Annotated in this window: 26 protein-coding genes; 20 read left to right on the top strand and 6 right to left on the bottom strand. The window is 62.5% G+C overall.

Going from position 1 to position 21,783, the window contains the following annotated elements; genetic code table 11:
- Nucleotides 1-124: 124 nt before the first annotated feature.
- Complete coding sequence (locus AzCIB_RS17135) at nucleotides 125-1,549, top strand: CHASE3 domain-containing protein (RefSeq protein ID WP_050416987.1); 1,425 nt, start codon at nucleotides 125-127, stop codon at nucleotides 1,547-1,549.
- Here AzCIB_RS17135 and AzCIB_RS17130 read toward each other — a convergent pair.
- The 3 genes from AzCIB_RS17130 to AzCIB_RS17120 all read right to left on the bottom strand — a co-directional run bounded on the left by AzCIB_RS17130 (nucleotide 1,543) and on the right by AzCIB_RS17120 (nucleotide 3,255).
- Nucleotides 1,543-1,953, bottom strand: a complete 411-nt coding sequence (locus AzCIB_RS17130) for a response regulator (protein ID WP_050416986.1) — start codon at nucleotides 1,951-1,953, stop codon at nucleotides 1,543-1,545. The genes AzCIB_RS17135 and AzCIB_RS17130 overlap by 7 nt on opposite strands.
- 13 nt (nucleotides 1,954-1,966) lie before the next feature.
- Nucleotides 1,967-2,602 (bottom strand): response regulator, encoded by a 636-nt coding sequence (locus AzCIB_RS17125; protein WP_050416985.1) that lies wholly within the window; start codon nucleotides 2,600-2,602, stop codon nucleotides 1,967-1,969.
- 182 nt (nucleotides 2,603-2,784) lie between these two features.
- Nucleotides 2,785-3,255 carry an Lrp/AsnC family transcriptional regulator gene (locus AzCIB_RS17120; protein WP_050416984.1) on the bottom strand — a complete coding sequence of 157 codons (471 nt, stop codon included), beginning with the start codon at nucleotides 3,253-3,255 and terminating at the stop codon, nucleotides 2,785-2,787.
- A gap of 169 nt (nucleotides 3,256-3,424) precedes the next feature.
- Here AzCIB_RS17120 and leuA point away from each other — a divergent pair, with 169 nt between their 5' ends.
- From leuA to AzCIB_RS17100, 7 genes are all read left to right on the top strand, one after another.
- Entirely contained in the window at nucleotides 3,425-5,122 is a 1,698-nt protein-coding gene (gene leuA / locus AzCIB_RS17115; RefSeq protein ID WP_050416983.1) for a 2-isopropylmalate synthase, read from the top strand.
- Nucleotides 5,123-5,895: 773 nt separating this feature from the next.
- Nucleotides 5,896-6,696, top strand: coding sequence for a S1 family peptidase (locus AzCIB_RS23890; protein WP_198149554.1), 801 nt, complete (start codon nucleotides 5,896-5,898; stop codon nucleotides 6,694-6,696).
- 106 nt (nucleotides 6,697-6,802) lie between these two features.
- The gene (locus AzCIB_RS17110) at nucleotides 6,803-7,108 is read left to right on the top strand and encodes a hypothetical protein (protein WP_050416982.1); all 306 of its coding nucleotides are present in this window, start codon (nucleotides 6,803-6,805) and stop codon (nucleotides 7,106-7,108) included.
- A 131-nt stretch (nucleotides 7,109-7,239) separates the two neighbouring features.
- A complete protein-coding gene (locus AzCIB_RS24295; protein ID WP_157058522.1) occupies nucleotides 7,240-7,785 on the top strand; it encodes an early set domain-containing protein in 546 nt (181 codons plus the stop codon).
- A complete protein-coding gene (locus AzCIB_RS24290) occupies nucleotides 7,766-8,347 on the top strand; it encodes a hypothetical protein (RefSeq protein ID WP_157058521.1) in 582 nt (193 codons plus the stop codon). Before AzCIB_RS24295 ends, AzCIB_RS24290 begins: the two co-directional genes overlap by 20 nt.
- Nucleotides 8,348-8,433: 86 nt before the next feature.
- On the top strand, nucleotides 8,434-9,195 hold the full coding sequence (locus AzCIB_RS24285; protein ID WP_157058520.1) for a CBS domain-containing protein: 762 nt from the start codon (nucleotides 8,434-8,436) through the stop codon (nucleotides 9,193-9,195).
- Nucleotides 9,196-9,500: 305 nt separating this feature from the next.
- On the top strand, nucleotides 9,501-10,343 hold the full coding sequence (locus AzCIB_RS17100; protein WP_050416980.1) for a hypothetical protein: 843 nt from the start codon (nucleotides 9,501-9,503) through the stop codon (nucleotides 10,341-10,343).
- A 383-nt stretch (nucleotides 10,344-10,726) separates the two neighbouring features.
- On the opposite strand, the gene AzCIB_RS17095 is transcribed toward AzCIB_RS17100, so the two are convergent.
- Nucleotides 10,727-11,806 carry an IS110 family RNA-guided transposase gene (locus tag AzCIB_RS17095; protein ID WP_050416979.1) on the bottom strand — a complete coding sequence of 360 codons (1,080 nt, stop codon included), beginning with the start codon at nucleotides 11,804-11,806 and terminating at the stop codon, nucleotides 10,727-10,729.
- A gap of 176 nt (nucleotides 11,807-11,982) precedes the next feature.
- Between AzCIB_RS17095 and AzCIB_RS24280 the strand changes: the two genes are divergently transcribed.
- The 9 genes from AzCIB_RS24280 to AzCIB_RS17060 all read left to right on the top strand — a co-directional run bounded on the left by AzCIB_RS24280 (nucleotide 11,983) and on the right by AzCIB_RS17060 (nucleotide 17,105).
- Nucleotides 11,983-12,249: a hypothetical protein gene (locus AzCIB_RS24280; protein ID WP_157058519.1), complete on the top strand. Its 267-nt coding sequence runs from the start codon at nucleotides 11,983-11,985 to the stop codon at nucleotides 12,247-12,249.
- 265 nt (nucleotides 12,250-12,514) lie between these two features.
- The gene (locus AzCIB_RS25000; protein ID WP_353611556.1) at nucleotides 12,515-12,736 is read left to right on the top strand and encodes an excalibur calcium-binding domain-containing protein; all 222 of its coding nucleotides are present in this window, start codon (nucleotides 12,515-12,517) and stop codon (nucleotides 12,734-12,736) included.
- Nucleotides 12,737-12,771: 35 nt separating this feature from the next.
- The gene (locus AzCIB_RS24275) at nucleotides 12,772-13,050 is read left to right on the top strand and encodes a hypothetical protein (RefSeq protein ID WP_157058518.1); all 279 of its coding nucleotides are present in this window, start codon (nucleotides 12,772-12,774) and stop codon (nucleotides 13,048-13,050) included.
- 150 nt (nucleotides 13,051-13,200) lie between these two features.
- Complete coding sequence (locus AzCIB_RS17085; RefSeq protein ID WP_050416977.1) at nucleotides 13,201-13,512, top strand: hypothetical protein; 312 nt, start codon at nucleotides 13,201-13,203, stop codon at nucleotides 13,510-13,512.
- Nucleotides 13,513-13,673: 161 nt separating this feature from the next.
- Entirely contained in the window at nucleotides 13,674-14,072 is a 399-nt protein-coding gene (locus tag AzCIB_RS17080) for a DUF3597 domain-containing protein (protein WP_050416976.1), read from the top strand.
- 260 nt (nucleotides 14,073-14,332) lie between these two features.
- Nucleotides 14,333-15,031, top strand: coding sequence for a tetratricopeptide repeat protein (locus AzCIB_RS17075; protein ID WP_232299256.1), 699 nt, complete (start codon nucleotides 14,333-14,335; stop codon nucleotides 15,029-15,031).
- Between the two features lie 124 nt (nucleotides 15,032-15,155).
- Nucleotides 15,156-15,614 (top strand): hypothetical protein, encoded by a 459-nt coding sequence (locus AzCIB_RS17070; RefSeq protein ID WP_050416974.1) that lies wholly within the window; start codon nucleotides 15,156-15,158, stop codon nucleotides 15,612-15,614.
- Nucleotides 15,598-16,185, top strand: coding sequence for an ankyrin repeat domain-containing protein (locus tag AzCIB_RS17065; RefSeq protein WP_050416973.1), 588 nt, complete (start codon nucleotides 15,598-15,600; stop codon nucleotides 16,183-16,185). Before AzCIB_RS17070 ends, AzCIB_RS17065 begins: the two co-directional genes overlap by 17 nt.
- Before the next feature lie 11 nt (nucleotides 16,186-16,196).
- A complete protein-coding gene (locus tag AzCIB_RS17060; protein WP_050416972.1) occupies nucleotides 16,197-17,105 on the top strand; it encodes a LysR family transcriptional regulator in 909 nt (302 codons plus the stop codon).
- Between the two features lie 186 nt (nucleotides 17,106-17,291).
- On the opposite strand, the gene AzCIB_RS17055 is transcribed toward AzCIB_RS17060, so the two are convergent.
- Together AzCIB_RS17055 and AzCIB_RS17050 are read right to left on the bottom strand one after the other, a co-directional pair.
- Nucleotides 17,292-18,140 (bottom strand): general secretion pathway protein GspB, encoded by an 849-nt coding sequence (locus AzCIB_RS17055; protein ID WP_050416971.1) that lies wholly within the window; start codon nucleotides 18,138-18,140, stop codon nucleotides 17,292-17,294.
- A gap of 1 nt (nucleotide 18,141) precedes the next feature.
- A complete protein-coding gene (locus AzCIB_RS17050; RefSeq protein ID WP_050416970.1) occupies nucleotides 18,142-19,824 on the bottom strand; it encodes an ExeA family protein in 1,683 nt (560 codons plus the stop codon).
- Between AzCIB_RS17050 and trhA the strand changes: the two genes are divergently transcribed.
- The 3 genes from trhA (at nucleotide 19,741) to AzCIB_RS17035 (ending at nucleotide 21,697) form a co-directional block, all read left to right on the top strand.
- On the top strand, nucleotides 19,741-20,715 hold the full coding sequence (gene trhA / locus AzCIB_RS17045; protein WP_353611521.1) for a PAQR family membrane homeostasis protein TrhA: 975 nt from the start codon (nucleotides 19,741-19,743) through the stop codon (nucleotides 20,713-20,715). The two genes, AzCIB_RS17050 and trhA, sit on opposite strands and share 84 nt — an antisense overlap.
- Before the next feature lie 30 nt (nucleotides 20,716-20,745).
- The gene (locus AzCIB_RS17040; RefSeq protein ID WP_050416968.1) at nucleotides 20,746-21,207 is read left to right on the top strand and encodes an SRPBCC family protein; all 462 of its coding nucleotides are present in this window, start codon (nucleotides 20,746-20,748) and stop codon (nucleotides 21,205-21,207) included.
- Nucleotides 21,208-21,319: 112 nt separating this feature from the next.
- Nucleotides 21,320-21,697 (top strand): hypothetical protein, encoded by a 378-nt coding sequence (locus AzCIB_RS17035; protein ID WP_232299255.1) that lies wholly within the window; start codon nucleotides 21,320-21,322, stop codon nucleotides 21,695-21,697.
- Nucleotides 21,698-21,783 lie beyond the last annotated feature (86 nt).

The raw sequence follows: 21,783 nt of genomic DNA, 5'->3' as shown, positions 1-21,783 counted from the left end.
CTCGCTGCGAGCAAGACCCATGTTAGGGATCGCGCAGGAGAGGGTCTGTCGGACGAGGCGGAATCGCGTGTAGGACGATTCCTGCAAGACACGGGGCGCACGCGGCCCGTCGTGGAGATTCGCCATGAAACTGATCACGCCCTTAGGTGTGTCCCTTGGTACGTCCCTTCGCGCGTACATGCGCGCCGAGCGCATCGCGCGCTTCGGCCGCCACGGCCTGCTGGCGCTGGGCTGCGCGCTGGTGCTGTCGCTCTTCGGCTCGAGCTTCTGGCAGGCCGGCACCAGCCTGCAGGCGCTCGGGGACCTGCAACGGCACGCCGAGCGCACCGGGCGCGTCGACAGCCTGATGATCCAGCTTGTCGAAGCGGAGAACGGCGTGCGCGGCTACCTGCTCACGCGCAACCGTGCTTATCTGGAGCCCTACCTCAACAGCCTCGCGACGGTCACCTACACGCTGGACGACATCCATCTCGACCTCGGCAAGGGGCCGGAGAACGAGCAGATCCTCGCCCAGCTCACCGGGCTCATCACGCTGCGCATGCGCATCCTCTCCGACGAAGTCGAGCGCGGCCAGCTTGTCGACCGCTCGGCCTCCGCGGACGGGCGGCGCTACATGGACGAGATCCGCAAGACGCTGGGCGAGATCAAGCGCCGCACCCGCGTGCAGGGCCAGCAGTCCTTCGACGAGTCGATCGCCCACGTCGACCGCACGCGCTGGGTCGTCGCGACGCTGGCGGGCGGTGCGCTCGCGCTGCTGGTGGTCCTGTTCCTCGTGTTGCGCGCCCAGGTGCGCCTGCGCGAACAGATCACGCGGCTGTTCGCACAGGAAAACGTCCGCCTCGAAAGGCAGGTGCGCGCTCGCACGGCCGAGCTCTCCGACCTCGCCAGCTACCTCACCACCACGCGCGAGGCCGAAAAGGCGCGGCTCGCGCGCGAACTGCACGACGAGCTGGGCGCCTTGCTCACCGCCGTGCGCATGGATGTCGCGTGGATCGCCCGCAAGCTCGACCCGGCCGCACTCGCGCCGCACCGCGAACGCTTCGACCGCCTGTTGCGCACGCTCGACAGCGGCATCGCGCTCAAGCGCCGCATCATCGACGACCTGCGCCCGCCGCTGCTGCAGGAGCTGGGCCTCGTCGCCGCGCTGCGCACACTGGGCGAGGAATTCGCCAAGAACACCGGCATCGGCGTCGCGCTCGATCTGCCCGACAGCGACCTGGCCCTGCCGCCCGAAACCTCGCTCGCGCTCTTCCGCATCGCGCAGGAAGCCCTCACCAACGTCCGCCGCCATGCGCATGCCAGTCATGTCGACCTGTCGCTACGGGTCGGTCCCGAGCGCCTGCAACTCGCCGTGGCCGATGACGGCGCAGGTTTCGACGCAGACGCGGCACACGGCCGGCACGGTCTGGCGGGCATGCGCCACCGCGTGCAGATGTTCGCCGGCGAGTTCGCGATCGACAGCCGCCCGGGCGAGGGCACGCAAATCCGCGCGAGTCTTCCGTACGAGCGTGTCACCCAGGCAGAACCGGCCGCCGACGCCGCTCAGTGAGTCTCGGTGGCCGCTCGGCGCAGGAATTCGACGTAGTCGAGCAGGGCGTCCATCTCCAACGCCTTGTCGAAAAAACGATCCACCCCCAGCGCGCGGCAGCGTTCGCGCAGGTGCGCGTGGGCGTGGTTCGTGAACACCGCCGTCGCCGGTCGACCGTAGCGTTCGGGTTTCGCCCGCAGCGCGCGCAGCACCCCCAGTCCGCTGCCTTCGCGCAGGTTGAGATCGACGATCGCCAGATCCGGGCGCCGCTCCTCCAGCGCCGCGAGCGCCTCGACCTCGTCGGCCGCGACCGCGACGACCGCGACGCCCTCCAGCTCCTCCAGCATCGCGCTCAGCAGGCTGCCGAGGAGCGGCGAATCCTCGACCAGCAGGATTCTCAGCGGAGGGTGGGCGTGCGGCGTCATCGTCCTGCCGCCCTCACTCCACCAGCAGCCCGTGCCGGATCGCGTAGGCCGCGAGCTCCGCGTTGCTCGCGACCTCCAGCTTCTCCAGCAGGCGCGAACGGTAGGTGCTCACGGTCTTCACGCTCAGCGCGAGGGAGTCCGCGATGTCCGTCACCGACTCGCCGCGCGCCAGCCGCAGGAACACCTGCAGCTCGCGGTCGGACAGCGACTCGTGCGGCGGCGCGGTCCCGCCGCCCGCCAACTCCTCCGCGAGCAGCTCCGCGGTGCGCGCCGACACGTAGCGCCGGCCCTCCGCCACGGTGCGGATCGCGCGGATCAACTCGTCGCGCTCGCAGTCCTTGCACAGGTAGCCGTCGGCGCCGTTGCGGATCATCGCCATCGCATAGCGCTCCTCGGGAAAGCCCGACAGCACCAGCACGCGCACGCCCTCGAAGCGCTGACGGATCGCGCGCAACACGTCGACCCCGCTCTGGCCGGGCAGGGCGAGGTCCAGCAGCACTACGTCGCACCCCGTCTCGCGCAGCGCGTCGAGCGCATCCTCGCCCGAGGCCGCCTCGAAGGCGACCTCCAGGTCCAACTCGTCCGCAAGCATCTCGCGAAACCCCGCGCGCACGATCTGATGGTCATCGACAATGGCGATCCGCAGCATTCAGCCTCCCCGAAACGGCTCCTGCCGAATTAGTCCGCCGAAGCGCCGTTTCAGTTCGTGCCCGGCACGTCGTCCAGCGCCCGCACCCCACGTAGGGCGGGAGGAGCAGAGCGTATCCCGCCAATCCAACGTACGGGTCGGCTCCGGCGCCGTTTGGCGGGATACGCTGCGCTACTCCCGCCCTACGCATCCCCCACCGGCAGCGCCTGGCGCTCGATCACCCGCCGCAGCACGAAGCTCGAATGCACCCCCGTCACGCCCGGAATGCGCGTGATGCGGTTGAGCAGCAGCTCCTGGTAGGCGTCCATGTCGCGCACCACCACCTTCAGCTGGTAATCGGACGCCTGTCCGGTGATCAGCAGGCATTCCAGCACTTCCGGAATCTCCAGCACCGCCGCCTCGAAGTCCTTGAAGCGCTCCTGCGTGTGCCGGTCCATCGAGATCTGGATCAACGCCATCAGCGTCAGGCCCAGCGCCTTCGCATTCACGTGCGCGCGGTAGCCCGCGATCAGTCCCGATTCCTCCAGCGCCCGCACGCGCCGCAGGCAGGGCGAAGGCGACAGGCCGATGCGGTCGGCCAGATCCTGGTTGCTGATGCGTCCGTCCTGCTGCAGCACGCGCAGGATCTCGCGGTCGTAGCGGTCGAGTTCCATGGGATTGCCGGATTGTTGGTGAGTGTTCGTATATATATCCGAAAATACGTCACGTGCGCAATAAACTGCCAAAATACGCCGTGATGCACTGCAAGAACGCAAGCCTCTGCCAACGCCTTTTGCGTAACATGCTTCCCATCGACAACGATATTCAGCCCCGGACCCCATCATGTTGACCGACCCGTCCCGCAAGTACCGCCCCTTCCCGCCGGTGAACCTCCCGGACCGCCAGTGGCCGAGCCGCGTCATCGACAAGCATCCGATCTGGATGAGCACGGACCTGCGCGACGGCAACCAGTCGATCTTCGAGCCGATGGACGCCGCGAAGAAGATGCAGCTCTTCCACACGCTGTGCGACATCGGCTTCAAGGAAATCGAAGTCGCCTTCCCGTCGGCGTCGCAGATCGAGTTCGACTTCGTGCGCGAGCTCATCGAGGGCAAGCACATCCCGGATGACGTCACCATCGAGGTCCTCACCCAGGCCCGCGAAGAGCTCATCCGCCGCACAATGGAATCGATCCGCGGCGCCAAGCGCGCCATCGTGCACGTCTATAACGCCACGTCGGAAACCTTCCGCGACACCGTCTTCGGCATGAGCAAGCCGCAGATCGTCGAGCTCGCCGTGTCGACCGTGAAGCTCATCAAGCAGCTCGCCGCCGAACAGCCCGAAACCGAAGTCGTCCTCCAGTACAGCCCCGAGACCTTCACCGCTACCGAACTCGACTTCGCGCTCGAAGTCTGCAATGCGGTCACCGAAGCCTGGGGCGCGACCCCCAACAACAAGGTCATCCTCAACCTCCCCGCGACGGTCGAGGTCGCCACGCCCAACATCCACGCCGACCAGATCGAGTGGATGCACCGTAACGTAGCCCGCCGCGACAGCGTCCTCATCAGCGTGCATCCGCACAACGACCGCGGCACCGCCGTCGCCGCCGCCGAGCTCGGTCTCATGGCCGGCGCCGACCGCGTCGAAGGCTGCCTCTTCGGCAACGGCGAGCGCACCGGCAACGTCGACATCGTCACGCTCGCGCTCAACCTCTACACCCAAGGCGTGAATCCGGGCCTCGACTTCTCGGACATCAACGCCGTCGCCAGAACAGTCGAGCACTGTACCCAGCTCCCCATCTCCCCGCGCCACCCCTACGTCGGGGACCTCGTGTTCACTGCCTTCTCCGGCTCCCACCAGGACGCCATCAAGAAGGGCTTTGCCGCTCACAAGGCGGATCAGCAGTGGAACGTGCCTTACCTTCCCATCGACCCGGCCGACGTTGGCCGCAGCTACGACTCGGTGATCCGCGTCAACAGCCAGTCCGGCAAGGGCGGGATCGCCTACCTGCTCGAAACCGAATACGGCATGGTCCTGCCGCGGCGCCTGCAGGTCGAATTCGCCGCCGTCGTGCAGAAGCACGCCGACACGCACAAGGGCGAAGTCATGGCCGCCGACATCTGGCGCCTGTTCTCCGACACCTACCTCGCCAACGACACGTCGGTGCGCTACGTCGAGCACCACCTCTTCGAGCACGGCGACGCCCAGGGCATCCGCCTCACGCTCGACGTCAATGGCCAGGAACACACCCTCGTCGCCGAAGGCAACGGCCCCATCGACGCTGCGGTGCGCGCGCTCCACAGCCTAGGCATCGAGTTGCAGGTGCGCAGCTACGAAGAGCGCTCCTTCGGCAGCAGCGCCCAGTGCGGCGACGCCCGCGCCTACGCGCTGATCGAAGTGGCCAAGCCCGGTGCGGGCGGCGACTGCTACGGCGTCGGCATCGACGAGAACATCGTCACCGCGTCGATCAAGGCGATGGTGAGCGCGCTGAACCGCGCCGGCGGCGCGGCGCTGGTCAGCGAAAGGCCGCACGCGGCCTGACCGATCCAGCGCAGCACGATCACTCCCTCCCCTTCAAGGGGAGGGCTGGGGTGGGGATGGGTTAAGCGGACCTGCCCGAGACCCGTCACACTTACCGCTCGCCATCAAGTCGGTCGCCGATTTCCCGCGCTGCACCGCACTGATCGTGCATCAGAATTCGCCCTGTTGCGACCGCCGACAGACACCCTTCATCGACCGAACCGTAGTTTGTGCCGCCCAACGTTTCGCGTGAGAAATCATGGGGTTGCGCAAGGCTGGATACGGCACGCCGTGCGCATTTGACAAGGGCATACCGCTCGGCTAAGTTCAGTGAATCCGAAACGCCCGAATACAGTCCGTAGAGGACTGGTAGGGCGTCTTACGTCACATTAGGCAGATTCTGTCTATCAGCGGTTAGCGCATATAGGGATATTCTCAGTGGAAAAGGCGGTAACTCTTGTTGTGGCTGTCGTCGCAGTACTTTTGATTCGACTACCCGCCAGACTGTTTGGTGAGCGTTTGTACGCAGCAGGGATTCGCAGTCAATCAAAGTGGAAGCGTGATCTTGGTGCGACAATCTACGCTCATAGCTTTCATCTAACCTTAGCGATTGTTGCACTCTTCACTATTGTTCTACCAAAGTTCATATTCGGCGTAAGCATGCTAGACATATAATCCATGATTTTAATCGAGCGATCTGGCTAATAATTCCATCGATGGAAAATCATGCGTTCATCTCCGGAGAGTTTCAGTGATCGAAAGTAGTCCAGTGCGACGTACGTGGGGACGTCGTGATGAAGGACTTTTTCCGTCCGCTGAAGCTTCACGATAGGCGCATGGCAAAGATAATGGTTCGTTTGAAGATAATCCAACTCGTTCTCCTCGTAGCAGTCGCCAGCCCTGCAAACGCTGAGCCCGGTAATGTGTCCGCGGGTACAGGGTTCTTCTATAATTCGGATGGGCACTTGTTTACTAACCGGCATGTCATTGCTGACTGTCGGCCAAACAGTATTCGCGTCAGAACCCATGATCAAAACTGGCATGAAGCGCGCATTTTGGCCATGGACTCGCGCGTCGATATTGCCGCCCTCGCGATCAACAAAGAAGTTGAAGCCTTCGCGTCTTTCCGACTGTTTGCGGGAACAAATTCAGTCTCCGTTCCCAATGAGATGGAAGACGCATTTTCGGCAGGTTTCTCTTCTCCAGAAGCCAATAAGTTCAAACTACAGTACAAATGGGGACAGATACAGCCATGGAAGGATCCGAACAAGTTCCCGTACGTGCACCGCATGCGAATGGATGCATATCCAGGAGCATCCGGTTCACCAATTCTTGACTACGCTGGTTTGCTCATTGGCATTGTGTTCGCCAGTTCTGTGGCTCCAGCGCCAGACTACGACAACCTCCGGTCTGTTGGGTATGGAGACAAATGGATATTTATATACAATAATAATGCGCTGCTCGTGTTCGCGAATCAACATGGACTGCGATACAACGCTTGGGGTAAGTGGGAGAGAAAAGACCCAATGTTCATTGCAGGTCACGCTGACCGCATAACTGCGCTTATTCTCTGCGAAAACGCGATCGAGAAATGACGAACGCTAGGGGGAAAACGTCCATAACCACGCTGCAGTCGGACGGACAAAAGCTGCGCTTTTGTCCGTCGCCTGAGCTTCGACGTTGGGCAACGTAGGAGACAATATGCGCAATTTCATCTTGGCTTTCCTCATCTCGTCGCTTGTTGCTTGCGCATCGGGCAATCCGGTCCTGGTGCCAGATATTCAAGTCGCCTCCCCAGATCTGGTTTCCGCCTGTCAGTACCTCGACACCGTGTATGGAACCTCTTCGTGGTATGGGGTGTTTGCCGAAAAGGGCATAGAGAATGCTCGGCTCTCTGCCTTCGACAAGGCTCGCATCCTTCGGGGAACGCATATCGTTTGGGAGCCCGTTTCGCAAGGCCACGGGTCGTCGCAAGTTGCGGGAAAGGTCTACGTTTGTCACAAGTGAACCAGGCCCACATGTGCAGTGACTCATCGTAGTCCAATGACGTCAAACTATTCCATCGAACGCACAAGTTTCGGTACGCTGCGCTTGCCTCCACGGTCCGCGCATGTCAGACGTTATGCATCGATTTAGCCGTGACAACTGAAACGACAATCGCCATTGTGTCCTGCCTAGGAGCTGTAATCTCGGCTTTAATGGCGTGGCACAGTGCTAAAACGGCAAGGCGAGCCTTGACGCTCGCTGAAATTGATTACCGTGAAAAACATGACGCCCTCAAGGTGTATCTAATCGATGGAGCATGTTGGCGGAACGACCACGCCGTGGACTATGTGGCGTTTGCGTGCTCTTTCACCAATAGCGCCAACGCCCCCAACACAGTCATACGAGTTGATTTAATCACTCATGCATACGACGAGAGCGGAAATCTATCTCAGGCAATCTTGCACCCAGTTGTTCAGGAGGCTCCTCCGCTTTGGGATTTGAAAACGCTCTGTGTGCCGATCAACTTGGAGCCAAGATCGACCGTCTCAGGCTGGATCAGCTTTAAGGTACCCAAGCAACTGATCAATAAAAAGCGGATAGATAAATACGAGCTAGCCTCTGTGACTTCTCTCGGAGAGCGTGCAATTGTTGAGTCGTATCTCTTGCGGAGGCTGCGGAATGAGGATCGGCAAGATTGAACTTCGACATTTAGTTCCTATAGTCGGTGACGGTGCAATTGCTAATCTCGACATTGGCGATGGGCGCCTGGTCCCCGTGCTTATCGTGGACTGCGAGAACCATCCCGCACTTCACGACTTAATCCTGATTCATGCAGACACGCCGCCCGGCGATGTTGTTGTGAGATGGGGGCGACGAATGTTTGACAAGAAACACGTCTATCTCTCACTCGATTTTGCGCGTCCAGTCGCGACGTCCGCATCGTTCTGTTTCGACGTTTCAAAGCAGGGTGGGCTCGTTGATTGGATCATTAACGCCAGAGCCGTGTATCTTCAGCCATCGGCCTCCGGCGCCAAGGTAAGAGAAGGACTTGATCAACCAAAGATTGTTGTTGAGATTCCTCCCGAGACGACGCTGCCGGGATGGGAAGACATTTATCGAAGTTCGGTGAGCAGAACCTATCGAAGAAATGGATGTTCTCGTGCCGAAGCTAAGGAGGCGACGAATCAGCATCTGGCAAGGCTGCGAGAGCTATCAGCAATGCGTATGCGGCCTCCTCACATTGCTCCCACCGATGCATAACCCTGCGGTTCATCGGACGCGATAAAGCCGCGCAGCGCCGGTCACCTCCACGTCAGCCCTCGCACACTTTTCTGGTCCGTAGCTGTATGAACACTCCTACATTGCAGTGGCACGAGCGTTTGTATCACCGGGATGAGCTTCGCGCTGGTCGATATGCCGCGCTGGCAGATGCTGAAGGCTTCCACACAATCTGCTTTGCCCTTGAAGCGCTCGGCTTGCGTCTGAATGGTAGAAAGGCAGCTCTCGGCGCATACAAGACCGCAATGAGTAGTCTTGCGCAATCGTCAGTCGTCTTGTCTAAACTTGCCGAAATTCACCCCGAGCGCTTCTCTCGCTTTAACTCACTCTTCGATTTCGTCAAGAGTGCCCGGAACGATGCGATGCACACTGGCGTCTACGCGCGACACGCGACGGCTGCCGCCATAGAACTCTGTATTGGACTTGAAGAGGCATTGATGAAGGAGCAGCAGATTCCCCGGCAGACCGTTCAAGACTTCATGGTCAAGACGCCTGTTACCCTCAAGCCGTGGCAGCCTGTTGCGCATGCCCGTCAGCTGATGTTAACTCATTCATTTTCGTTCCTTCCTGTCTTCATTGGTACTTGGAAACTGCTTTCCGAGACTGGGTTGGCGCGCTACATGCGGTCGGACAAGGACTGGGCCGGCCTTCTCTCCCAGCTAATAGAACACGCTGCACCCAACCTCAACCTTATAGACGCGAAAGTCGTTTGCCTTGAAGATGAAGTGGCTAAACTCATCCAGGAAGACGACAATGAAACGCGCCTTTGGCTGGTCGTCGATAATCACAAAAGGCTCTGCGGTGTGTTGTCTCCCTTTGAACTGATCTAGACAAACCGCAAAGAATAAGGGACAGACCACGGTTTGGGAATTGTGGTCTGTCCCTTATTTCTCCGCTGCCTGGTGCACAACATCGAGAAGCTGGCGCACCACAGGTATGCACAATGAGCGGGGCACGCCACGGCAGCACGCCGCTACGCATACGGGAGCACCGGGCGCGAACGACGGAAACCGAACGCATGACGGACTCAGGCTGATCCGTACCGCAAAATGACGAACAAGACATCGTCGGCTATCGCCGACACCGATCGCTTGCCCGGAAATCGGGTTTTTCTACACCGCCGTTAGACATCTCGATGAACGCACTTACCTTTGACTCCCGCTTTTCAAACAATGCGGTCTATATTTTGGATTGCTTAAAGTCCTCAGAGCTTCAAACAGCCAAGCACCTCTACGAAGAACTGGGCGATCTCAAGTATGAAACCGAAACACCCTACTGCTCGATTGTTCCTATTGCTTCCAGAGCCGAATTGTTATCCGCACTCGATCAGGTTCGAGAGCTTTGCGTTGACGGCATAAGGCCGATCATCCATATCGAAGCCCATGGGGGAAAGAGCACAGGCATTGTGCTTGGTGATAAGGAAGAGCAAGTTTCTTGGGTCGAGCTTGCAAGCTGTCTTGGAAAGATCAACGAAGCCACTACAAATAATCTCGGCGTTGTAATGGCTGGCTGCTTTGGCCTTTACGCCATTCAACCAATCAAAATAACAAAACCATCACCATTCTATTTTTTGATCGGCAGCGACGAGAAGGTTTCAGCCGGAGAAATTGATGATGTTATGAAAAAATTCTACAGGGTACTTTTTAAAAGCAACTCGCTCCAAACCGCCATGAAGGAAGTGGATGAGAGATTTAAGCAATTCCACGTAGAAAAGATGTTTTGTGTCGCCTTTGGTCGCTATATCAAGCAGCAGTGCGTTGGTCAAGGTCGTAGCGCGCGCGTGGAAAAGCTTTTGTCGCAGTTGGTAGAAAATGGAATGCCCCGCAACAGGGAAAATCTCCGGAATTCTCGGAAGAAGCTTAAACAGCTTGTTAAACCAAGCAAGGCAGCCTTTGACAAGTATGCCAAGTTATTCATGCATGGAAGATATGCCATTACTTACGAACAGTTACATGAATTTGTCACTCGCAAGGCCTAACACTTCCCCAAGGGACTTCCCGTCAACCTCTTCCTTGCAGACCGGCCGCAGGCCGATCATGACGCCGATCACCTACTCATCTTCGGACCTCCGCGATCACGCGCGTGCATGACCGGTTTTCGACTGCTGACACCGCAATGGACAAGGACAGAACAGACTGCCTTTCCCCAATCGGCCTTGTTCGGCGCGCCAGCGCCGGGGCCCTGCGATTAACCGCACCGGCTGGCCTCAATCATTCGTCGGCGCGACCGGGGCGCGGGGATCAGCCGCGACACCCTGCGTGGTCGGCCATCAGGTTAGCCAGGCTCTCAGCCGGTCGGCCTGACCTGTTTGTCTATCGCGTGCGCGCAGTCACGGGAACACCTTCAAAGAACGCCGATGCTTCAGGATGCCGGTTGTTCGACCGAGTCGTGCCACTGGCGCCACGCCTCGGGGTTGTAGCCTTCGCCCTTGGCGAGCACCGCCCACAGCTGGCGGGCATGCTTGTTGGCGATGGCGACCAGGGTCTTGTGGTAACCGACGCGTCCGTTGAGCGTCACGATCCACTGCTGCAGGCGCGTGAGCGCCTCGGGCGTGTTGCGAGCCTTGCGCAAGGCGGCGGCAAGCACGCTGCGGGCGCCCTGCACGAGCAGCGTTCTCAGGTAGTCATCGCCCCGCCGGGTGATGCGGCCGAGTTTGGGTTTGCCCCCGCTGGAGTACTGGCTCGGGGTGAGTCCGAGCCACGCGGCGAACTGGCGGCCGTTGTGGAACATCGTGGCGTCGCCGACGCTGGCGACCACGGCATCGGCGGTGAGCATCCCAACGCCGGGCAACTCGCGCGCACGTCGGGCGGCCGCGTCATCGGCCTGCTGGGCCGCGATCTGCCGGTCGCACTCGGCGATCCGCAGATCGAGTGCGTCGAGCTGGTCGCGCACGCCTTGAATCAGGTGGCGGATCGGCGCCGGCTGCGCAGTGTCGAATTCGTGCTCGGCGAGCTTGCGCCGCAGCCGCGCGGCGCCGGTGTCGACGACCATCCCGAACTCGGCGAGCAGGCCGCGGATGCGGTTCAAGAGCGCTGTGCGTTCCTCGATCCATCCGAGCCGCAGGCTGTGCCAGGCGAGCCGATGTTGCTGGGCCTCGGTCTTAACGGGAATGAAGCGCATCCCCGGCGCGAGCAGCGCCGCGACGATCGCGGCCGCATCTGCCCGATCGTTCTTGACCGCCTGGCGCTTGCGGTAGGGACGCACGAACTCGGCGGCCATCAGCCGTGGTTCCAGCCCCAGCGCCTGCATCGTACGACCCCAGCAATGCGCGCCGCCGCAGGCTTCCATGCCGACGAGCGTGCCGCGCGGCAACGCCGACAACCATGCGAGAAACCCGCTGCGGTTGAACTCGCGCGTCTCGATCACCCGGCCAATGCCATCCGCCACACAGGCGACGAACACGTTCTTTGCCAGATCCACACCGACCGTCGTAGTATTCATTTGGACTTCCCCTTTCGCGTACTCAGATTGAACTTCAGCAATTCAATCTTGGCACTTCGATGCCGGGCGGCCAATGCCGCTGGCGGAAGTGGGAAGTCCCTTTGTAGTCATTCCGCCGGATCTGCGCAAAAAGCCGCGCTGGCCGGTGAATTCGGACGTTGGGCGTCCACACTGGAATGAGCCTTTCGAACAACCCACTCCTCAGCTCGTTGGTCGAGTACGGCGGCGGCCTCAGTGCATTTTTTGGAGCAATTTGCTTACTGATTGGCTGGATTCAACTCAAGGACGCAAGAGACTTCGTGTTTGCCCTATTGCTGAACGGTGAAATTACCTCCGACTGGGTCGCAGTTGCCTTCCTTGTTGCCGGGATAGGCTTACTCTCAGTTGCAGCCTGGTCGGGTGTTTTTGCTCCGCGTTCAGGAAATGACTCTCAAGACCAATGAAACAACTGCCATGCCTTCTCCCTGCAAGTGCCCACGGCACCCGGTACACCAATTCAGTAAAGAAAGTCTCGCGTAACAACTGCTTGCAGCGGACCGGGCGGCTTATGACGCCCAATCTTTTGTTGCTGGGGGCCTTGCGCATTAAGCCGCGCAAGGCCCGGGAACTCGAACATTGGAAGCAAGATTAGAAATAGGTGAGGCCTTGAAGAAACTATTAATTTACGCACTGATCGCATTTGCTGGTTGGAATTACTACCAGAAGAACGTGGCGTCAACGCAGGCAGAAATTCAGACAGAATCGAGAGTGTTTCAGGCGCCCGAAACAGAAATCACGCGACCAGCAGAAAACTTCTCATGTGATGGGCGGCAGCATTGCAGCCAGATGCGATCAAGAGCCGAGGCCGAGTATTTCGTAAGGAACTGCCCCAACACCAAGATGGACGGCGACAATGACGGAATACCTTGTGAAAACGACTCCAGGTTTTAGAGTTTTCGCGTACGCTTTTCTTTAAGGAAACGACAATGGCCGAATCACTTGAAGACCGGGTTGCCTATCTGGAAAAAATGGTTGCCGCCCAACTGCAGCTTAATTCAACCCTGTTCAAGTTGATCTTTACCGACAACGCTCGTCTTGGTCAGGATGTTGCAGAAGTCCTTCGCCAACTTCTTGTATCTCCAAATGCAAACCTCTCGCCTGAACTGGCAGCGTTGGTACGCGGCCTGCGGGCATTGCTGGTCGAGCCGGTTCCTCAAGAAGTCGTCGAAGCGTCTCGCCATCCGAGCAGTCGGCCCGTTGAATAGTCTGCTCCTCGTTCTTTATCGGGAAATAGGGGGAGGCCTCGATTCATGATGCCTTACGCTGCAAAGAGCGTTCCTCGTATTGTGGCGGTCTCTGATTGTCGTCCGATGGGGTTGGCGGTGCAGTCCGGTTGGCATCGGGCGAGGTGAGACATGACGAAGCAATTGTTCGTGGCGATCAGCGTCCTGTTGTCAGGAGCTGCACTCGCGACCGAGATCTACCCGCAGGAGGTCTCCGAGTACATCGAGCGCCGCGAAGTGTGTGAGCATTTCCGGGCAGAGCCTTGGCCCGAGGGGGACTCGAGCGAAGAGCGGGAACGGCGAGACTTCATTGCCGCGCAGTTGCATCAGCACTGCATGGGCTCGGATAAGGCACTTCGAGAGTTGATAGCGAAATACAGGGACAGCCGGGTGGTGATGGACCGGCTGGAGAGGTACGAGGCGGACATTGAGGGAAAGCAATGATGGCCACGCATCCTTGCCTGTCACTGATTTTCTTACATTTTTCCCGGCTTCTCGCCGTGAGCATTGGGCGTGGTGGGTGAACCCGGCGTATCGAAGTTGGGGTAAGGTGAAGTGTTGCCGATGGCATTCCGCGGTCGGCGGATTATCCTGAAGGAGTTGTCATGGGACTTTTCAGCAGCATCCTAGCGAAGTTGGGGTTCGGCGATGAGGCACCAACCCCCGCAGGTTCGGCCGCCCCGGGTTCGCCAAGCGCTGGAGCGCAACCCGCGCCGTCAGCGTCCGCCGCCCCTGCTGCGATCTCGCAGGTCGATGTCGTGGCGAAGCTCGAGGCACTTTCGGCCGCGAATCCGCAGAAGCTCAACTGGAAGGTCTCGATCGTCGACCTCATGAAGCTGCTTGGCCTGGACAGCAGTCTTGCTGCGCGGAAGGAGCTGGCAACCGAGCTGGGCTGTCCGGCAGACAAGATGGCGGACTCCGCGCAGATGAACATCTGGCTCCACAAGACTGTCCTGCAGCGCTTGGCGGACAACGGCGGAAATATTCCCCGCGAGCTCCTGTAGGCGAGAGGCGCGGCCAGGGACTGATTTCCCTGGCCACTCCTTATTTCAGCCGGCGACCATTCGCCGCAACGTGTCAGGCACTCATGGGCGGGACAGCGCATAATCTGGCTCGATGAATCCTTGGCCGGTCAGCCTGGCCGCCCGAACTAGCATACTGAGCTTGTGAAGCCAGCATGACACTTCACGCCAACGTCACATGCCCCGCTTGCATGAGCGAGGACTGCCGCAAGTCCGGTTGGCGATCGGACGGCGAAAGGCAGATGAATCCGGGGCTCCGGCCGTATCGTTGCCGTGCCTGTCACCACCGTTTTTGGGCGCCCCGCGAGTCGTCGGGCCGACGCTTCGGGTTTTCGGCCGGGGCGCTGCCCCTGTTGATCATTGCTATCGGGGTGTTTTGGGTGTTCGGCGAGCCGCGAGTGGACGATCAGGCGGCACATGAGCCCGTCCCGGCGGCAACTGCGATCGATCCCCATACGCTGAGGGCGGCGCAGGAGGGGAATGCCGAGGCCCAGGTCCGTATTGCGAAGGTTCTGCTGTTCGGTGGCGTGCAGGCCGGCGAGCAAGCGACCGAGGCGGTGCGGTGGTTGCAGTCGGCGGCGGAGAAGAACCATCCCGCGGCGATGGTGATGCTCGGAAAACTCTACCGTAGCGGCTTCGGTGTGCTGCAGGACTACGGCCAGGCCGTGAAATGGATCCGGACGGCAGCCGAACGAGGCGACCCCGACGGGATGCTCGAACTGGGTCGGCTGTACCGTGACGGCCTCGGTATTCCGCGGGATCCGGTGCTCGCCTATGTGTGGTTCAATCGTGCGGCCGCGGCGCTGCAGGTCGATGCGGTAAGACATCGCGCAGACGTCGCACGCGGCCTGACGCCGGAGCAGTTGAAGGCTGCGCAGGCACAGTCATCGGCGCTCGAGGTCAGTCAACGCGATGCCAAGGTGGCGAAGGACGGCAGGTAATGACCGCACTTCGGCGCTTCCAGGGTCACGGCCCATCGTGCGCCGCATTCTGCAGAGTGATTGAGTTCGCAGAGGCGGCGTGGATCGATCGGCACATCGCGCCCCACCCGTAAGCGCCGTCCCGATGCCCGAGCTTCTCTGGACCGACCGGCAATTCGACGAGATGTCGTGGCACGACAACCACGTCCATGCGCTGCGCGTTGTGGAAGGTGCATACGGCGCGGGGGAGCTGGTGCTCGACCTGGACTACATCGTCGAGTGGCTCTGCGATGCGGGGGGCTGCAGTTTCCGCATCGTGCCGGCCACGTTGCGCTTTCTTGAAGTCACGAACCTGCGGCTGGCGCTGGACTACGCGAGCCCGAGCGCGGCGATGGGGCCGTTTTCGATCCACGCCATCGAGCGCCGCGACGAGCCGCGGGAGCGTTATGTGGCGCAGGTGTGGAAGATCGCCATCAACTGGCCCAAGGGCGAGATCGAGTTCGAGGCGCAGGGCTTCGAGCAGCGTGCGACCGGGGCGCCGGTGGTGAGCACGGCCCAATGCCTGCGCCCGGAGGAGCGGGGGAACCATGTCCAGGCAGGATGAGGAGCGCTGCGCCGAATACCGCCAGTTCGCGAAGATCGATGCGGCCTTCCGCAGCGGCGATCTCGCCGCGCTGCGGGCCGCGGTCGATGACCCGGAGCATGTGCCGAACGGGCCGATGCCGCTCACCGTCGGCTCCTGCCTCGAATACGCGATCTACCACAGCCCGTTGGCGTTCATCCGCACGCTGCTGCAGGTCGGCGCGGATCCGAATGCGCCGGACGATGGCGGCTTTCCGTCGCTGATCGCGGCGCTGTCGTGCACGAATCCGCATCCTGGCGCACCCGGACGCAAGAACGTGGCGGAGATCGTCGAGCTGCTGCTCGCCTTCGGCGCCGATCCCGACCAGCGCGGCATCAACGACTACACCGCGCTGCACATGGCGGTGGGCGAACGCAATCTCGCGGTGCTGGAACGTCTGCTCGAGGCGGGGGCGGACCCGGCGCTGCGCACGCGCATCGACGATTACGAGACGCCGCGCGAGATGGCCGAGCGCGCCGGGCTCGTACAATTGGCCGAACGGCTCGCTGAGCACGAGCGGCGGCGCCGGATCCCCAACCGTTCGCACGACTGACCCGACCCCGCATGGACCGTTACACCGAAATCCGCAGCTTCGTCCTCGTCGCCGAAAAGGGCAGCTTTGCCGCCGCCGCGCTGGTCGAGGGCGTGACGCCGGTCGTCATGGGCCGCCGCCTCGACGGCCTGGAAAAGCGCCTCGGCGTGCGCCTGATGCACCGCTCGACGCGCGGCCTCACACTCACTGACCTCGGCGAGCAGTTTCTCGAACAGTGCCGCCACCTGATCCACGAGTTCGACGAGGCCGAGACCAGCGTCAGCGCCGGGCGCGACACGGTGCGCGGGCACCTCGTCGTCTCCGCCCCCGCCGCGTTCGGTCGCCGCCATGTCGCCGCGCACGCCCCGGCCTTCAAGGCGCGCTACCCCGAGCTGAAGCTGTCGTTCAACCTCACCGACAGCGTCGTCGATCTGGTGCGCGAGGGCTACGACATGGGTATCCGCATCGGCGAAGTCACCGACCCCAACTACGTCGCCCTCCGCCTCTTCCCCAACCGGCGTGTCGTCTGCGCCACGCCGGACTACTTTGCGCGCCACGGCGAGCCGCGCGTTCTGGAGGATCTCGCGCGCCACAATTGCCTCGCGTTCAACCTGCAAGGCGGGCAACAGCGCGGTTGGAGCTTCGTGCGCGATGGCAAGCCGGTCGCGGTGCGCGTCGATGGCGATCTCGACTGCAATGACGGCGAGCTGCTCCATAGCTGGGTCAGGCAGGGGCTGGGGATCGGCTGGCGTTCGACCTGGGAGATCCAGGCCGAGCTCAAGCGCGGCGAGCTCGTGACCGTGCTCGACGAGTTCGCCGCGCCCACCTACGACATCCAGGCCGTGTATCCGCAGCAGCGCTACCTGCCGGCCAAGGTGCGCCACTTCGTCGAGTATCTGAAGGGGATCTACAACACGCCCGGCTATTGGGAGCGCGGTTAATAAGGCGGCAAGCAGGTGCGTGGCTCAGGTTGAGTGCCGCACGGTCACTCCCTCCCCTTCAAGGGGAGGGTTGGGGTGGGGATGGGTTAAGCAGACGCCGCAGAAACCCATCCCCCACCTAACCTCCCCCCTTGAAGGGGGAGGAACAATCTGCCACCGCGCAATTAGCGCCCACCCCATCCGCGCCTACTGCTGGGCGCGGAAGCGGTAGCCCTGGAAGTCGAGCACCACGCCGTCCTTCTCGGCGCTGGTGAGCGTCACGCCGGGCACGACCTCTTCGCCTTCCTGCACCAGCCGGTCGTTGATCACGACCATCCGCTTGCCCGAGTCCGGCGCCGCCGCGAAGCCCGAAATGTCGAGGCGTGGCAGGCTGCCGCGTACCGCGGGCGGCAGTTCGTGGATGCTCAGGATGCGTCCGTCCGATCGCTTGCGGTTCACTGCCGGTGCGGGTGCTGCAGGAGTTGCCGCGGCGATGCGGGTGGCGGCGGGAGCGGGAGGCGGCGAGGGGGGCGCGGACTCAGCCGTCTTCCGCGAAGCCGATTCGCTGCGGGGGACCGGTGCGCTCCTGGCGGCCTGCGCCGGGAGCTCGGGCGTCGACGGTTCGGGGCGTGTCTTCGAGACCGGGACTGCGGTCTTCGCCGGTTCGGGCACCGCGGCAGGCGGATGTGCGGGGGCGAGCGGTTCGAGTGTCGGCGGTGCGGCTGCGGCAAGCGGAGCAGGGGGCGGAGCGGGCTGCGCCGCCGCGGGTGCAGCGAGGGCGAGGGTTCGGCCGGCGTCCGCCTGCACGTTCTGCGACGCCTGCTGCGGGGTTGCGGCCGGCTGCGGCTCCGATACCTGCCACGGGCGCCACCAGCCCAGAATCGCCGCCGCGAGTGCGAGTGCGAGTGCGAAACCTGCTGCGAGGTAGGGGGGGCGGGGTGTGGCCGCGTGACCCGTCGCGCTTGGCGTGGTCTCGGGAAGGGTGTTCAGGTCCGGTACCTTGCCGCGATGGCGCGCGTGCTCGGATTTCTGCAGGGCTTCGAGGATGTAGGACATGCTATGGGGCCTGCTTCGTCAGGACGGGCGTGCCGGGATCGGACAGGGCTGCGAGGCGCACGATGGTCATCGGGCCGACCACCCCGTCTTCGGGCAGCCCGGTACTGCGTTGGAAGGCGCGCATGCGCTCCTCGATGCGGGCGGTGTAGGCGCCGGCCGGCGCTTCGGGCTCTTCGAGACCCTCCCAGCGTCCGAGCTGGCGCACCACCCACGCCACGTCGGCGCCGCGCATGCCGGTGGCGACGGTGCGGTGCCATCCGGACGGCATCCGCCACAGCAGCGTGTAGTGGCCGTGCCATTGCTGCCGCAGGCTGTCGAGCGATACCTCGTGCGTGTCGCCGGCGAACGAGATGCGGGCGCGCTCGCCGTCGATCGCAAGCAGCGTCGCGAGGAAGTTCGGGCCGTCGGGCTGGCGCAGTTCGACGATGGCCGGCGCGTTCATCGCCCGCAGCTCGTCCAGCCCGCCGTCGCGTTGCAGGCAGCCGAAATCGCGGTGCGCGGCGAGGCGGCAGGCGTCGTCGATGCCCACCAGCCGTGCGTCCAGCCCCCACAGCGCGAACAGGCTATGTACGGCCATCACCTCGTGCAGCCAGTGTTCCTCGGGCTTGGGCCAGACGATCGGTGTCGGAGGCGGTTCCGCCGCAGTGGCGACTGGCGGCGCACCGGTTTCAGTGCTGTCTGCGTCCTGCGCCTGGTGTTCCGGCGCGGGGGGCGCAGCGGGTTCCGCGGACGCGGTGGGGGCCACTGCGGCGGGTGTTGCCGTTCCGGTCGTGGGACCCGAAAAGCCGTAATGCCAGGCCGCGGCCGCGCCGCCTGCGAGGGCGATGCCGAGCGCCGAGGCCAGCACGATCCGCCGCGCCGCGAATGCTCGCGGCACGGCGCCCAGCACTTCGCCCGCCGCCTTGTCGAGCGTGCTGCGCCCGACGCTGGTCTTGCCTTCGACGTAGGCGCCGAGCAGCGCGCGGTCGCAGATCACGTTGATGAGCCGCGGCGTGCCGCCGCTCAGGCGGTACAGGCGGCTGATCACCGCGTCCGGAAACAGCCGCTGCTGCCCGCCGGCGACCGCCAGGCGGTGATTCACGTACGCGCCGACTTCCTGTCGCGACAGCGGCTCGAGGTGGTAGCGCGCGACGATGCGCTGCGCGAGTTGCCGCAGTTCCGGCTGCGCGAGGCGTTCGCGCAGCTCCGGCTGACCCAGCAGGATGATCTGCAGCAGCTTGCGCTCGTGGGTCTCGAGATTGGTGAGCAGGCGCAGCTGCTCCAACACCTCGTTCGACAGGTTCTGCGCTTCGTCGACGATCAGCACCGTCTTGCGCCCGCGCGCGTTGGCGTCGAGCAGATGGCGGTTGATGCGGTCGACCAGCACCTTGATCGAGCGCTCGCCGGCCGCGACCGGCACATGCAGCTCGTCGCACAGCGTCGCGAGCAGTTCCACGGTGTCGAGCTTGGGGTTCAGGATGAAGGCGATGTCGCAGCCGTCCGGCACCTGCTCCAGCAGGCAGCGGCAGATCGTGGTCTTGCCCGTGCCGACTTCTCCGGTCAGCAGCACGAAGCCTCCATCGACGCGCAGCCCGTACAGCAGGTGCGCGAGCGCTTCGCGATGACGTTCACTCATGAAGAGATAGCGCGGATCGGGCGCGATCGAGAAGGGCGCCGCGGAAAACCCGAAATACTCGTTGTACATGCGTGCGTCTCGTCGCCGCCAGGGCGGCCGGGCGTCGTTGCGGGAGATCCGGAGCGCGCCATCAGTGCGGCGCGCTACGCTAGTGTCACATTAGCGGCGCGGATTCGCAAACCGCGCGCTGATTGCGGAGCCGCCGCGCCGACCGCCCGTGGTGGCCGGTTGCCTCTGCGTCAGGCTGCACTAAACTCAAGTGGTCCCCGACCGCTTGAATGTGAGCCCTTGAAAGGAACTGCCGTGCGTATGTCGGCCTCTGGCCCCAGGCGTGAGCAATCGCGAGACGAAGAGCTCGCAAACAGCGTGAGCCACGGTATCGGGCTGGGCGCGGCGCTGATCGGGACGCCATTTCTCATCAACCGGGCGGCAGAGCAGGGACAGACTGCATTCACCGTCGGCACGATTGTCTTCGCTGCGACGAGCATTTTTCTTTACCTCGCGTCGACGCTGTACCACGCGCTGCCGGTCGGCAAAGCCAAGCGGATCTTTCGCGTCATCGAGCATTCCGCGATCTTTCTGCTCATCGCCGGTACGTACACGCCGTTCACGCTTGGAATACTTCGTGGTGCCTGGGGGTGGGCGCTACTTGGGATTGTTTGGGGTCTTGCGATGCTCGGCGTGGTCCTCAAGGTGTTCGACAAGGCCTCGAATCCCGTTTTTTCCACCGGCCTTTATCTCTTGATGGGGTGGGTTGTCGTGATCGCGATCGATCCCCTGCTTACGCAAATGCCTTCCGCGGGCCTGCTCTTGTTGGTCGCCGGCGGTTTGTCCTACACGATCGGGGTGGCTTTCTTCGCGACCGATTCGCGGCTGCAATATGGTCACCTGATCTGGCACCTGTTTGTTCTGGCCGGGACAGCGTGTCACTATTTTGCGATTCTCTGGTATGCGGCCTGATTCCGTCGGTTGTTTCCGAGGAGGATGTACATGAACGAGAAGCCTGCAGCCAAGGGGGAATCGACGGCGGACCGCGAGTTCGTCCATTCGCGCCTGATCGATGCGCCGCGCGAGCGCGTCTTCAAGGCCGTCAGCGATCCCGCGCACCTCGCGCGCTGGTGGGGGCCGAAGGGCTTCAGCAACACGTTCCAGGAATTCGATTTCCGGTCCGGCGGCAGGTGGCAGTTCATCATGCACGGGCCGGATGGCAGGAACTACCCGAACGAAAACGTGTTCGTCGACGTCGCGCCGGAGCGGATCGTGGTCGAGCATGTCGTCGGTCACCATTTCGAGCTGACGATCACGCTGACGGCGCAGGGCGAACGGACGCTGGTCGGCTGGCGCCAGGTATTCGATACGGCGGCGGAGAAGCAGCGCATTGCCGACTTCGTGACCGAGGCGAACGAACAGAACCTCGATCGCCTCGCCGCCGAAGTGCTGAACGTCGCTTGAGTCGTGCATCGGGCATGCCGAATGCGGGCGCCTTGATGCAGAATTGCTGCAGCGCCGCTGCGGACGGTTCCGCCCGTCGTGCGCGACCATCGTTCAACTCACCGCGAGTCTTATGGCCATCACCCGCATTCACCTTGCCGCGGCGACCGCCGTGGCCTTCTCCGCCATCGTGCTCGGCGGCACCGTGATCCGTATCGCCCTGTCGAGCGATGCCTTGATGCTGCGCTTCAGCTTCTCGCAGCCCGTGACGTGGATCATGGGCTTGATCGGAATCCTGGTCGCGTGGGGGCTGCTGAAACACTACCGCTGGGCGTGGTGGCTCGGCATGGGGGCGGCCGCCTATCAGCTCTACCGTGTCGGGAGCGTGCTTGTCGAGCACTTCAGCTTCTCGCGCCCGCCGGCCTTCTGGCCGCTGCTGGTCGCGGTGATGATGCTGACCTTCCTCGTGCTGGCGTTCCCGTCGCACGTGCGGACGTCCTGCAGCCGCTGAGCTGCGGTCGTGCTTCGTCACGGCAACTCCATTGGCATCGTGACAGGAAAATGTGCTGCGCCGGCAAACCCGATGGTATGAGCTAT

Source organism: Azoarcus sp. CIB (genome assembly GCF_001190925.1).
Classification (GTDB): domain Bacteria; phylum Pseudomonadota; class Gammaproteobacteria; order Burkholderiales; family Rhodocyclaceae; genus Aromatoleum.
This window is presented reverse-complemented; position numbering and strand designations above follow the sequence as displayed.